This window comes from Pseudomonas migulae (genome assembly GCF_024169315.1).
Lineage (GTDB): Bacteria > Pseudomonadota > Gammaproteobacteria > Pseudomonadales > Pseudomonadaceae > Aquipseudomonas > Aquipseudomonas migulae_B.
Window position 1 is genome coordinate 3164287 of record NZ_JALJWR010000001.1, and the last position, 13766, is coordinate 3178052.

Genomic DNA, 13766 nt, shown 5'->3' on the forward strand with positions numbered 1-13766 from the left:
GCCTATTCCAGCAAGAGGTGGCGGGCGAGCCCTTCGATGTAGGTTTCATCCTGGCCGTTGGGATGAGCTTCAAAAGCCAGGTGCAGGTATTCGTGGGTCAGGTCGAGGCGGTCTTGCAGCGACAGCACGCCGCGCACATAAATGCGCTGACGCTCGCGGTCGACGTACGGGCGGCCGAAGGCGAGGCGGCAGACGGCGAACGTGCTGACTTCGTTGTAGCCGGTTTCGCTTTCAAGCCGTTGGCGCCAGCCGCGGCGTTGGGTTTGCAGCCAGTCTTGCGCGGCGGGCAGCACTTCGCAGGAGGCGATGGGGTTGTCCCAGCGGCTGAGGCTGGCGCGCGGGTATGCGTGCAGCAGGATGGCGTCGTAGCGTTGGCCGCCGTTGGCTTGCTCGACGGCTTGTTGCCAGGAGAGTTTGTCCGGGCCGGGTTGGTCGGAGTGGTAGGTGACGGCGCTGCCGGCGAGAACGAGGTCGCTGGTCCACGCGGCGATGTGGCGTGATTCCAAGGTGGCCGGGCGCGGTGCGACGCGTTGACGGCTGCTGCTGTCCTCGATGTTCAGGCAATCGCCGTTGCGGGTGGCATTTTGCAGCAGATAGGTGCGGATGGCGACGGCCAGGGCTTTGGCGGCTTCGGCGGGTTCGGGTTTGGCTTCGCGCTGCAGGACCCGGGCGACGTACTCTTCGCGGTCCAGACGGGCGACCAGCTTGTCCTTCACCAAAAACAGCTCGCCGTCGCTGTGGATATCCAGTTGATTGCCATTGGCGAACTCAACGCGATAGTCGCCCTGCAGAGGCCCGGAAGAAACAACACGATCCCCCGCTAAAACGCGCTCGATCGGATAGCGCGAAAACAGCCCCACCTCGACACAACGACCCGGCTCCGCTGGCCAATCCACCGGCAACACCGACGCCAACGCCTGTCCGTAATTGCGCAGCACCATCTGACTGGTCCCCCGCCCACCGGCCCAGATCGGCGTGCCATCCACGGTCCATCCGGCAAACCCACCCTGCCGCGACGACGGATCCTGATCCCCCAACCAGCTCCAGGTTTTCACCCGCAACCGGCTACCGAGTTCGCCGACGACATTGCCGTCGGCCGCATTCAGCACCACGTCCAGCAACACCCGTCGTGCCTGATGCTGCGCCGGCATCACGGCCAGCACCTTAAGCAACTCCGCCACCGAAACCCGCGTGGATGGCTGCAATGAAGGCAAGTCCAGCAACCACTCCGGCGCCTGTCGTGCCTGCCAATACGTGCGCCAATCAGCGCCAGCAATGCCCAACCGCGTCGGCTCAAAATACAACCCGCAGGACTTCACCAGCGCCTGATCACGCTCAATCTTGCCGCCCGCAGTGCAGCAATACACTTCTTCTTTCGACTGCCCGCGACATTCATACGCCGTTTCCCGAGCACCGGTATCCACCAGCCAGCCGTAGACAAACAACTTCCACACACTACCCAACGGCGTCTGTAACGCGTCGGGCAACGGCTCGCGAGATATCACCTGGGCCCGGCTCAACGACAGCAATTCACCCTTGAAGCCCAGTCGCAACGGCTCGTCCTGCGCTGTCGCCAGCGCAGGGATCAAACACAGGAGCCACCAGACCAAACGTCGGGTCATGTCAGTTGACCGTGACCTGACCCAGCGCCGGTTTCTGTTCCAGAGCCTGATGCTGCGGTGCATAGACCTGAGTGAAACGCACCGGCGGCAGGTTGAACTGGCCCTTCTGCGAGAAGCGCACCAGATGACGCAGCCGCAACTCACCGCTCAAGGCATCCACCGGAATCGCGTAAGCCATCTGCCCCGGTTCGAAGCGTGCCTTCTCCAGCGCAGTCGGTTCAGTGCCGGCCTTGCCCATCAACTTGATGCCCCACGTGGTGCGCTCGACATCCGCGCCCGGCGGCAGCGGCACTTCGATCATCCCGTAACGCAGCGGTTTCGCGGCTTTGCTGGTGATGATCACTTCGTCCAGATACAGGCTGTCACTGGACAGCGGCTTGGTGCCGACCGCTTCGAGTTTGAACGTGAAGGCTTCGTCACCCGGCACCAGACGCGACAGGCGACGGGTGATGGTCACAGCCATCGGATCAACCGGCGGCTGGCGGGTCTGGAAGCTTAACGCTGCACGCAACGGGCGCTCTTGCGTCCCGGTCAGCGACAACACCGCCGGCACAGATGAAGCACCCTGCCACGTCCAATACATCTCACCGGTATCACCGTAGTTTTTCTTCCAGCCTTCACCCGGTGCCAGTGCGATGGTAGGCGAAGCCTGCTCGATGCTGCGTTGCAGCCAGGTCAGCGCCAACGCGCGTTCCAGGGTCGATTGCTGTGGCAACAGACGTTGCAACAAGGCTTGCGCATGAGCCTGATCGAAGGCTTGCAGCGACAGGTTCAAGGCTTCGGCAAACGGCTGGGAACTGACCGCCAGACGCTGTTGCGCATCGGGCAATTGACGATTGAAAGCGTCGGGCAAGGTCACCTTGGACTGACGAGCCAGCGATGCCGTCAACGCACGCGCTGCTGCCAGACCCAACGCCGAATCCGGATCGCTCATGACGAGGCTGTCCTCGCCATCCTCCATCAGATTCGCCGCGTTGCCCTCGCCCGCTTTCGCCAGGTCATCCATCAAACCGCTGAGCAAGGTGTTCACCGGCAATTGCATCTGTTTGGCGAACGACAGGATCAACGCCCGTTGCAGCAGTGGCGTGTTTTGCGCCTGCTTCGAATAGACCTCCAGCACCCGCTGCCAATGCTCCGGCGGCAGGCTCAGCTCCAGCGCTTTGCTGGCGTGCCAGTCGGCGTAGTAGGCGTACGCGGTGAGGAACGCGTCCGGCTCACCGTCCATGCCCCACCAGGTGAAGCTCGCCGAAGGCCCGGCCATTTGCACCAGGCGCAGACGGCTGTTTTGCATGATCAGACGCAAGCGATCGCGGATCTGCGGATTCGACGACAAGGTCGGGTACGCAATGCTCAACGGCAGCAAACGACTGGCCGTCTGCTCGACGCCGCCGTACGGATAGCTCAGCAAATCATCGAGCGCCGAGCGGAACAGCGCTTGCGGACTGTCGTCCAGACGCAGGCGAATGTCCGTTGCGTCCGCCGGCAGGGTCAGCGGTGTATCGCCGCTGGCCACGTCCAGACTTTGGCTCTGTGTAACCTGCCAGCCTTCGCCGGTCGCGGTCAGGCGCACGGCCAGCGCGTCAGCGGTTTTGCCGTCCTGCACCAGCTCGGCGGTCCACTCGCCGGTGGCCAGTGCAAACGCCGGCAGCGCGATGTAGTTGATGCCGTTGTTCAGCGTCACCGGCACCCGCTGTTCGGCGCCGGCGAAATGAATCACCAGCTCAGCCTTGACCGGTTTTTCCGCCTGACTGAAGGCGAACACACCGAGATCCGGTTTGTCCCCCGTGCGGAATTTGCTCGGGCCGCTCCACTTCAGGTACAGCGGTTTTTCCGAGCGCACGAATTGCTTCTTCTGCCCGACTTGACCGTCATCGGCGATGGCTCGCGCGGTGATGCGCCAGCGGGTCAGCGAGTCCGGCATCTTGAAGGTGAAGCGGGTTTTGCCGTTGGCATCGGTGATCAATTCCGGCTGCCATGCAGCGGTGTCGACGTCTTCGCGACGCGGCCGCTCCAGCACTTTCACGCCGCGCTCGCTACGGTTGGCTTTGCCCGGTGCGCCAGGGCTGCCCGGCAACGCGACGTCGTAGCTGATGAACGACAGACTGGCGCTGGTGCGCACGTTGTTGCGGCGCGGGTGGTAGAAGAACTGGTCGATGGTCGGCGCGACTTCCGGTTGCAGGGCGTAGACCATTTCGTCGACCACGCTGACCGTCAGGTGCGCTGGAATCGGCTTGCCGGCGAACTGGGTGGTGAGGTCAACAGACACGGTATCACCCGGTTGATACGCCTCTTTATCGGTGGTGATGGCTACGTCGATCTGCGGTGCAATCACCTTGATCCCGGCATTCTGGAAGCTGTATTGACCGCCCTTGGTGTACAGAACCGAGAACGTCAGGTTCGGCGCGAAATTGTCCTTCACCGGGATGCGTGCGCGGTATTGGGTGTCGCTGAGTTTTTCCATCTTCAGCCAGTCGCCGCCCTTGGACAGCAGCGCCGTGGCCTCGACTTTGTCGCGCTCCAGCGACAGCAGCGCGTCGCTGACGGGTTCAGGGAAAGTGATCAACGCGAGGGCTTCGTCGCCGGCCTTGTACTCGGGTTTATCGAGGACGATTTCCACGGTGCCGGGCACGGCTTTGACGCCGTCACCGGTGACCGAATGACCGGTCGCACCGACCACGCGACCATGCTCATCCTTCAAGGTCAGGTTGTAAGTGCCGGGACGCTCGAACGCCAGCGTGAAGCCTTTATCGGACGCGGCGAGTTTGCCTTCGCCGGTGCTTTGATCTTCCAGACGCACCCAGCTGTAGCCGCTCGGCGTGACCGCTTTGCTCTGCTCGCTGCCACCTTCGTTGGTGTAGCTGAAAACAACCTTGTCGCCCACCGCACTGAAGCGCTGCGGCGCCCGCAGACTGAAACTCGCGGCACCCCGGTCGATGAGGATTTCCTTGGTGGTCCTGACCCGGTACGCCGCGCCATCGCTGGCGAAAACCGTGAGCATGTAACGGCTCGGTTTTTCGGCGGCTGGCAGGTCAAGGGTCGCGTTGCCTTTGGAATCGGTGGTCAGTTCGGTACTGGTCAGCTCCACCGGGAATTGCCCGAGGTATTGCAGTTCGTTATCGACCATCGACAGTTGCTGGGCGCGCAGGCTCAGGGTCAACTTGGCATTCGCAACGGGCTTGCCGTCCGGGTACAGCAGCACCAGGCTGCCTTTGACCGGTTCGCCGGTGCGGTAATCCTGCTTGGCCAGATTCAACGAGATTTCGAAGTGCGGCTTGATGTATTCAGCCACGCGGAAGGCGCTGCTGTAGGCCTGATCCTTGTAGCTGAAACGCAGTTCATAACCACCGGCCACAGCGTTGTCCGGCAACTGGAAACGGCCCTGGGTGCCGGCCTTGGAATCCAGCTTCAGCGCCAGTGATTGCAGCGCCGTGCCCGTGGCATCGAGCACCGTCACGTTGACGTCGGCAGCGGTTGGCAGCACCGAGTCGCGCGCGTTCTTGAACTCGCGACCGACGATTTTCAGCGACACCCAATCCCCCGGCCGATACAGCGGACGATCAGTGAACGCGTAGAGTTTGGTGTCGTAGATTTCGCTGTCGTAATAGAAGTTCTCGGAGACAAACACCCCGCCCTCTTCGTCCTCGCCGATCACGAACGAACGTTCCGGGCTGACGTGTTTCAGACGCAATAAACCATCGGCGTCGGTGGCGCCGCTGCTCATCACGCCGAGGCCATCGGTCCACAGCACGTTCACTTTCGGCACCAAACTGCCTTCGTGTTTGCGTGCGGCCCAGACCAACAGTTCATCACCGGCAATCTTGCTCACGGCCACGGTGTTGGAGACGAACACCATGGTGGTCGCGCGGTACTTGCCAATCAGCGCTTCCACCAGATACAGGCCCGGCTTCAGATTGCCCAACGGGATGTAGACGTTACCCGGCGCGACAGTGACGAACTCGCTGGAAGAACCGGCCAGATTCACGCCTTCTGGCGGCTGGATCGGTTTGGCTTGCCACAGCGGATAACGGAACTGGCTGACCACCGGCAAGCCCGGAATCAGCGCGAATTGCGGCTGGGCGTCGTAAGGCGTCGGCGCAGCAATCGCAGTGCCCATCTTCAGTTCCGGCACTTCCTCGGTGACTTGTTTGCGCGATTCGTAGGAAAACGCCCGCTGCATTACCCGGCGGGATTTGCGGTACCAGTTGTCCCACAGGTACGCGAGGGTGTTCGACAGGCCTTCGCCCTTGAACTGGCCGTCGCTGACCACGCGGTGCAGGTTCTTCTGGCGCTTGAGGAAATCCAGCGGTTTGTCGATGCGGTACACGCGAATGTCGGCGCCGCCGTAAGGCTCCATGCGGAAACGGCGATAGTCGCGGCCCGGCGCTTCGAGGCGAACCATCGCCTGCTCGTCGCTGGCGAAACTGCTGTCGGCCAGCAGGAAAAAGCTTTCACCGGCCACCGGCGTATAGCCGCTCGGCTCGACGGTGTCTTCGGCATTCACCGCCGAAAAAGGCAGTACCAACACCAACAGTAGAGACAGAAAGCGCAGCATGCGGACACCGGTCATTGGGAGAGAAAGTTCAGTCGATAGACGCCGATGAAGTTGGGGTTGGCTGCGTCGGGTATCCATCGGGTGTCCTTCCATGTCATGAGTTGCTGCAGGCTCGCGGATCGCATGCCGTTGTCAGTGGGGGTGGTGGTGCCGGTGTGATAGGCGATGTAGCGGCCCATCCAGATCATCAGGTGCTGATCGTCGCCCTGATCGAAAAACATCAGGTCGCCGGGTCGCGCTTGCGCCACGTCGCGGCCAACCAGATGGCTGTTGAACTGAATCAGTTTGATCGCGTTGACGTACGGCCCGACCTTGCCGCCGCCCTGTTGCCATTGCTGGGCGAGGCCGCGTTGCGCCTCGCTCAGTTGCAGCTCCGGCGGCAGGTAGCGGTTGGACAGGCCATTGCTGCGCAGCCATTTGTCGTCGTGGACTTTCAGCGCTTCGTTGGCGGCAAAACGGACCAGCCCGGCGCAGTCCTGCTGATACCAGCGCGGGCTCGGGCCTTGGGTCAGTTGTTCCTGGGCGATGCGCACGAACCAGGCGCGAAACACCTGGGATTGCTGCGGGTCGAGCGGCGCGGCGTCACTGGCAAATGCGCGACTGCCCAGCAACATCGCCAGCAGGCCGAGGCCTCGGATAAGTGCGGTCACAGGGCTTTCCATTCCAGCGGCAGCCATTGCCAGTGGCCGTCCGGCTCGCTGCCCTCGGGCAAGGTCAGCGCGTATTTGCCATAGCCGCCGAGCTTGCGCAGTTTCGGGATCAGGTAGGTTTGCGCGGCGTTGTAGAACACCGGTTCCATGTCCTGCGGCAGGCTGTCGAGGGTTTCCTGTTGCATCAGTTGCGCCATGGAATCCGGGCCGAAGTAGACCGGCATCAGCAGGTCTTTCGGTACCACGTCGGCCATCGGCGGGAAGCGTTTGTCGAGGGTGCCGAGGGCTTTGTCCACGAGCTTGTCGTCGAGGGAAAACAGCAGCGTCGAACCGTGGCGCGCCAGGCTGACTTTCATGAACGCCTTGCCGGTGATCGCGTCCGGGTTCTCGGCATCCTTGGCTTTGTAAGGGCCGAAGTTGGAGCTGACCTGACGCTGCCACTGGTGGTGCTCACCTTCCTGTTTTTCCACCACCGGGAACGCGTGCTCTTCGACGTTGCCTTCGTAGGCGCCGACCATGGAGCTGAACAGACTCCCGAGGTCGCCATCGAGTTTGGCGCTGTCATCATCGTTCAGACTGGCCACCAGCAGCGGCGTGTACAGCCGCGAATCGGCGTACCAGCAGAGGCCGGCGGCACCGGCCATGTGTTCAGTCAGGGCCTGGGCCACGGTTTCTTCGGCGCCGAGTTTCACCAGCAGCGGTTTCTGTTGTTCGGCGGCCAGCGGCAGCGCCACGCAAGCGCTGGCGCCCATCGGCATGGCTTGCCAGATCGGTTTGAAATCGAAGTCCGGCTGGTTTTCCAGTTCGTCCATGGCGAGGAAGCTGTGCCAGCCTTTATCGTCCATGTCGAAGCGCAGGCCGGCGAAGTTCGGGATGAAGCGCTGGTAACCCATGGCCAGAACGCTGGCATTGACCGACAGGCGTTGTTTCACTTCCGGCGCGCGGGGTGGCAGGCCGAAGGCTTCGGGGAACAGTTTCTGCCCGCCGAGCAATGCTTCCAGTGATTCAATCGACACCATGCCGGGTTCGTCGACCGGGCCGTGGCCGGTCTCATACAACTTGGCCGGGTTGGACAGCACCACCAGTTTGTCGCCATGGGAGGCAAACAGCAGCGCTTTGCTGTGGTTGTAGGTGAGTTGGTAAAGCGGCACCACATCGCCGGCGACCTTGATTTCACTGAGCTGGGTCAGCTGCGAATCATCCAGCGCCACTTTCGCCAGCGGCTCCAGCACCTTGGCCAGACCACCGCGATCCATCACCAACAAAAAGTCTTTCAGGCGACCATCCGCCCCGCGCCACAGCGCCACATCCGCCGGTTGATCGAAAAGCTGTTCGATCAGGCTGTCCTGCAATTTCAGGTCATGTTCGTAAATGATCCGGCGCAGACTGCCGATCAAGCCGAGGCGATCGGCATGGGCTTCGTAATAGAAGACGAAATCTTCGGTGAGGGTTTCCTTGAGGAACGGCACCGCCAGCAAGTCCTTGGGCAACTGGCTCAGGGAGTGGGTTTCGAGCAGACCGTCCGGCCGGCTCATGCCCAGTTTGTCGCTGGCCAATTCTGCGGGCGGCGCCTTGGGTTTGTGCATGAACCAGCCAAGTCCGGCTGCCACGCCAGCCACCAGGATCAGCCCGCCCAGCAGCACTGGCCAACGCCGGGAAGGTTTGGCTGCGGGTGCATCGGCGGCCGGGGAAACAATCTTTTCGCTCATTTTCACAAAACCCAATTCATCCGTGGTGCGGGATGCTTAATAGTTGAAAGTCTTGACCAGCAGCAGGTCACCGATCGCGCGCAGGGGCACGATGAAGGTCTCGCGTTTTTCGTCGACGGTGTTTTCGTTGAGCACCAGATTGATTTGCGAGGTGATCACCTCGTTCTGGTTGCTGGTCTCATCGAAGTTATAGCCGCCGCTGCCGAAGTTGCCCCAATAGTTCACGTAAACCAGATAGGTGCCATGCAGCGGCGCGGTCATGGTGAACATTTCCGGGCCGGGGCCGTCGACGCCATCCGGGTCCAGGCCACCGCCGTTACTCATCGCCGGGCGAGCCCAGAAGGCATGCTGGCCGTCGGGGGTAACGATGTGCAGGTCGAGCTCGGCTTTCGGATCGTCCCAACCCAGCACCACGCGAATCCGCGCCGGGGTGCGCAGGTTATTGGCTTCATAGAACTGGACGCGCTTGAGCGACTGGCCTTCGGCACTGCGCACTTCGACGCTGTTGGAACCGGCGCCGAACGCATACGGCCGGGCGAAACGCCCCTGGTCGTCGGTGTAGAGGTTCAGTGGATTGCCGTTGACCGCCAGTGTGTGCGGCCCGCGTTGCGTGCCGATGGCCTTGAGCTGGCCCTGGATCATCGTGCGATTGCGCTGCACACCCCGGTCGATCGGCGGCGTTGGATAGGCGACTTGCGGATTTTCGCTGCGGTCCAGCAGGCCGTTGTAGCGCCAGCCGCCCACCGGTTCCGACAGCTCGGCCGTCGGCTCGGCGCAGGCTGCGGTCGCGCAGACCCAGCCTATCAGGCATAGAAAAAATGAACGCATGTGACGCCTCCTGCCATGCATAACGAAACCTTGCGCCTGATCCTCGGCGCGTTACAGATCCAAAAACTGCGTTTCGTCAGAAAGACCCGTGACTATTGGGTCGTAGAAGGCGCGAAGGTTAGCGATTTGGCGGGTTTTTAACAATCGGATACATCTTGAATTGCGGGGGATATCACGATGATTGTTGGGCGTGAGTCGAATAGCGGCCTTATTCGGCTCACGAAATGAGTAATTCTGTTCTCGCGGATGTACCCGAAACCCTGTGGGAGCTGGCTTGCCAGCGATAGCGATGTGTCAGGTGGTGGGGTTTTGAGGGTGTACATATCCATTCCTGCGGTAACGGCGGCTATTGGTTCCGCTTTTACAGCGGGTTACTTGGAAGAGCGCCAAGTAACCAAGCGCCAAGCGCCCCTGACGTACGGTGGCTCGCCTGGGCTCGCCATTCCCTCGCTCCGGTCCTGCTCCGTGGGCCCGCCGCCATCGGCCATCCATGGCCGGGGGCGGCTACCGCGGCATCCTTGCCGCGGTGCCCACTACGCAGAACCTGCGCTCGGCCTTCCGACGGGGCAGATCAAGATCAAAAACAAAGCGAGGCGGCCTGAGAGCCGGCCTGAAGTTCGTCAGGATCATCGGGGGTGAACACCAATGTCACGCCCGCCACAATTCCTGTGGGAGCTGGCTTGCCAGCGATGAACGCCCAGACACCGCGTTCATTCAGACTGCACGCGTCATCGTTAACGACCATCGCTGGCAAGCCAGCTCCCACAGGGACTGCGGACGCTTCAAATGACAGGCCGGCCGGTAGGCCGCCTCGCGGTGCTGTAGCGGTCGTCGCCCCCTCGAGAGGCCGAGTGGAGGTTCTGCGCAGCGGGCAACCCGGCAAGGATGCCGCGGTAGCCGCCCCCGGCCATGGATGGCCGATGGCGGCGGGCCCACGGAGCAGGACCGGAAGGAGGGCATGGCGAGTCTAGGCGAGCCACCGAACGAAAGGGGCAAAAGCGCTTGGTTACTTGGCGCTTCTCCAAGTGACTCGCCGTAAGGGCGAAACCGCCAGCCGCCGTTACCGCAAAAACGGATCTACACCCAACCAAATCCCCACCAGACAACGGCCGCTGATTTGCCCATAACCCCCATGTCTGCTAGTGTCGCGCCGGTTTAACGTCAACCGGAAATCGCCGCCATGGCCCGCAAAAAAGCTGCACTGGATTTCGAACAATCCCTCGCCGACCTGCAAACGCTGGTGGAGCGACTGGAGAACGGCGAATTGTCGCTGGAAGACTCGCTGACGGCTTTCGAGCAGGGCATCGGTCTGACCCGCGATTGCCAGGCAGCACTGGCCCAGGCCGAGCAGAAGGTTCAAGTGCTGCTCGAGCGTGATGGCGAGCTGGCCGAGGAACCCTTCGACGCGGATCAACCAGAATGATCGCAGCGTATTCGGCGACCAGCCAGGCCCGCGTCAATGCGGCACTGGAAACCCTGTTCAACGCGCCAAGCCCCGAGCTCGCGCGGCTTTACGAAGCCATGCGCTACAGCGTGATGAACGGCGGCAAACGCGTTCGTCCATTACTGGCCTACGCCGCGTGCGAAGCGCTGGGCGGCAAAGCCGAGCAAGCCAACGGCGCAGCCTGCGCGGTGGAACTGATTCACGCTTATTCCCTGGTGCACGACGACTTGCCGGCGATGGACGACGACGATCTGCGTCGCGGCCAGCCGACCACTCACAAGAAATTCGATGAAGCCTGCGCGATTCTCGCCGGCGACGGCTTGCAGAGCCTGGCGTTCAGCGCCCTGCTCGACCCGCGTCTGAGCTCCACCGACGCAGAAATCCGTCTGCAAATGGTCAGCGCTCTGGCGTTGGCCGCAGGCCCGGCCGGTATGGTCGGCGGCCAAGCCATCGACCTCGGCTCGGTTGGCTTGAAGCTCGATCAAAAAGCCCTCGAGACCATGCACCGGCACAAGACCGGCGCGCTGATCGAGGTCAGCGTCAAACTCGGCGCCCTGGCCAGCGGCCGTGCCGAAAAGGACGAACTGAAGTCCCTGCAGGCGTATGCACAGGCCATCGGCCTGGCGTTTCAAGTGCAGGACGACATTCTCGACGTCGAAAGTGACACCGAAACCCTCGGCAAACGCCAGGGCGCCGACATCGCTCGCGACAAGCCGACCTACCCGGCCCTGCTCGGCCTCGATGCCGCCAAGGCCTACGCCCTGGAACTGCGCGACCAGGCCCTGCACGCGCTGCGACCGTTTGACGCGGCCGCCGAGCCATTGCGTGATCTGGCCCGTTATATCGTCGAACGCCGCAGCTGACAGCGTATCCGCCAAAAAAGAGCAACGCGTGGGCAGGGGCCGATGCATCAGGTAAACTGCCGCCTCTTCTATACCTATAACGATTCGCCTGATGCCCACGACGTTTCATGAGATTCCCCGCAAGCGCCCGACCACGCCCCTGCTCGACCGTGCCAACACGCCGGACGGCCTGCGCCGGTTAGGCGAAGCCGAGCTGGAAACCCTGGCCGATGAGTTGCGCCTGGAATTGCTCTATACGGTCGGTCAGACCGGCGGGCATTTCGGTGCTGGCCTGGGCGTCATCGAGCTGACCATCGCGTTGCATTACGTCTTCGACACCCCGGACGACCGGCTGGTGTGGGACGTGGGTCATCAGGCTTATCCGCACAAAATCCTCACCGGCCGTCGCGAGCGCATGGGCACCCTGCGCCAGAAGGACGGTGTTGCAGCCTTCCCGCGCCGTTCCGAAAGCGAGTACGACACCTTTGGCGTCGGCCACTCCAGCACCTCGATCAGCGCAGCGCTGGGAATGGCCATTGCCGCCCGCCTGCAGAACAGTGATCGCAAGGCGATTGCGGTGATCGGCGACGGCGCGTTGACCGCCGGCATGGCCTTCGAGGCGCTGAACCACGCGCCCGAAGTGAACGCCAACATGCTGGTGATCCTCAACGACAACGACATGTCGATCTCGCGCAACGTCGGCGGCTTGTCGAATTACCTGGCGAAAATCCTTTCCAGCCGCACCTACGCGAGCATGCGTGAAGGCAGCAAAAAGGTCCTTTCGCGTCTGCCCGGCGCCTGGGAAATCGCCCGTCGCACCGAAGAATACGCCAAAGGCATGCTGGTTCCCGGCACGCTGTTCGAAGAGCTGGGCTGGAACTATATCGGCCCGATCGACGGCCACGACCTGCCGACCCTGATCGCCACCCTGCGTAACATGCGCGATCTGAAAGGCCCGCAATTCCTCCACGTCGTCACCAAGAAAGGCAAAGGCTTCGCCCCCGCGGAAGTCGACCCGATCGGTTACCACGCGATCACCAAACTCGAACCGGTCGATGCACCGGCCGCCGCACCGAAAAAGGCCGGCGGGCCGAAGTATTCCGGCGTGTTCGGCGAATGGCTGTGCGACATGGCCGCTTCTGATCCACGCCTGGTCGGTATTACGCCGGCCATGAAGGAAGGCTCCGATCTGGTGGCGTTCAGCGAGCGTTTCCCGCTGCGCTATTTCGACGTAGCGATTGCCGAGCAGCACGCCGTGACCCTCGCGGCCGGCATGGCTTGCGAAGGCGCAAAACCGGTTGTGGCGATTTACTCGACGTTCCTGCAACGTGGCTACGATCAACTGATTCATGACGTCGCGGTGCAAAACCTCGACGTATTGTTCGCCATCGACCGCGCCGGCCTGGTCGGCGAAGACGGCCCGACGCATGCGGGCAGTTTCGATCTGTCGTTCCTGCGCTGCATCCCCGGCATGCTGGTGATGACCCCGAGCGACGAAAACGAGCTGCGCAAAATGCTCACCACCGGCCACCTGTACAACGGCCCGGCGGCGGTGCGCTACCCGCGCGGCAATGGCCCGAACGCGACGATCGAGAAAGACCTGCAACCGATCGAAATCGGCAAAGGCGTGGTTCGCCGCCAGGGCAGCAAAGTCGCCCTGCTGGTGTTTGGCGTGCAACTGGCCGAAGCCTTGAAAGTCGCCGAGACGCTGGATGCCACCGTGGTCGACATGCGTTTCGTCAAACCGCTGGACGAAGAGCTGGTTCGCGAGATTGCCGGCAGCCACGAGTTGCTGGTGACCATCGAAGAGAACGCGATCATGGGCGGTGCCGGTGGCGCCGTCAGCGAATTCCTCGCCCGGGAAAACATCCTCAAGTCGATGCTGCACCTGGGCTTGCCGGACAGCTATGTCGAGCACGCCAAGCCTGCGCAGATGCTGGCGGAGTGCGGGCTGGATGAAGCCGGGATTGAAGCGTCGGTGCGTCAGCGGCTGCAACTGCTGAACATCTGATCCTCTGAATAAATGCAATACCCTTGTGGGAGCGGGCTTGCTCGCGAATGCGGTGTTTCAATCAGCATCGATGTTGACTGACACACCGCATTCGCGAGCAAGCCCGCT

8 protein-coding genes are annotated in these 13766 nt (G+C 62.2%); 3 read left to right on the forward strand and 5 right to left on the reverse strand.

The features are described 5' to 3' along the window. Positions 1–2: 2 nt before the first annotated feature. The 5 genes from J2Y86_RS14490 to J2Y86_RS14510 are packed head-to-tail and all read right to left on the reverse strand — an operon-like array spanning position 3 to position 9361. A complete protein-coding gene (locus J2Y86_RS14490; protein WP_253432555.1) occupies positions 3–1622 on the reverse strand; it encodes a DUF2300 domain-containing protein in 1620 nt (539 codons plus the stop codon). A gap of 1 nt (position 1623) precedes the next feature. Next, positions 1624–6189 carry an alpha-2-macroglobulin family protein gene (locus tag J2Y86_RS14495; RefSeq protein WP_253432558.1) on the reverse strand — a complete coding sequence of 1522 codons (4566 nt, stop codon included), beginning with the start codon at positions 6187–6189 and terminating at the stop codon, positions 1624–1626. Continuing rightward, positions 6186–6836 (reverse strand): DUF1175 domain-containing protein, encoded by a 651-nt coding sequence (locus J2Y86_RS14500; RefSeq protein ID WP_437180663.1) that lies wholly within the window; start codon positions 6834–6836, stop codon positions 6186–6188. Before J2Y86_RS14500 ends, J2Y86_RS14495 begins: the two co-directional genes overlap by 4 nt. Continuing rightward, entirely contained in the window at positions 6821–8533 is a 1713-nt protein-coding gene (locus tag J2Y86_RS14505; protein WP_253432561.1) for a DUF2138 domain-containing protein, read from the reverse strand. Before J2Y86_RS14505 ends, J2Y86_RS14500 begins: the two co-directional genes overlap by 16 nt. Before the next feature lie 36 nt (positions 8534–8569). Next, positions 8570–9361 carry a YfaP family protein gene (locus tag J2Y86_RS14510; RefSeq protein ID WP_253432565.1) on the reverse strand — a complete coding sequence of 264 codons (792 nt, stop codon included), beginning with the start codon at positions 9359–9361 and terminating at the stop codon, positions 8570–8572. Positions 9362–10541: 1180 nt separating this feature from the next. Between J2Y86_RS14510 and J2Y86_RS14515 the strand changes: the two genes are divergently transcribed. The 3 genes from J2Y86_RS14515 (at position 10542) to dxs (ending at position 13658) form a co-directional block, all read left to right on the forward strand. Then, entirely contained in the window at positions 10542–10784 is a 243-nt protein-coding gene (locus tag J2Y86_RS14515) for an exodeoxyribonuclease VII small subunit (protein ID WP_007894317.1), read from the forward strand. Beyond that, positions 10781–11668: a (2E,6E)-farnesyl diphosphate synthase gene (gene ispA / locus J2Y86_RS14520; protein ID WP_253432568.1), complete on the forward strand. Its 888-nt coding sequence runs from the start codon at positions 10781–10783 to the stop codon at positions 11666–11668. The genes J2Y86_RS14515 and ispA overlap by 4 nt, the downstream gene beginning before the upstream one ends. A gap of 91 nt (positions 11669–11759) precedes the next feature. After that, complete coding sequence (dxs, locus tag J2Y86_RS14525) at positions 11760–13658, forward strand: 1-deoxy-D-xylulose-5-phosphate synthase (protein ID WP_253432571.1); 1899 nt, start codon at positions 11760–11762, stop codon at positions 13656–13658. Positions 13659–13766: the final 108 nt, after the last annotated feature.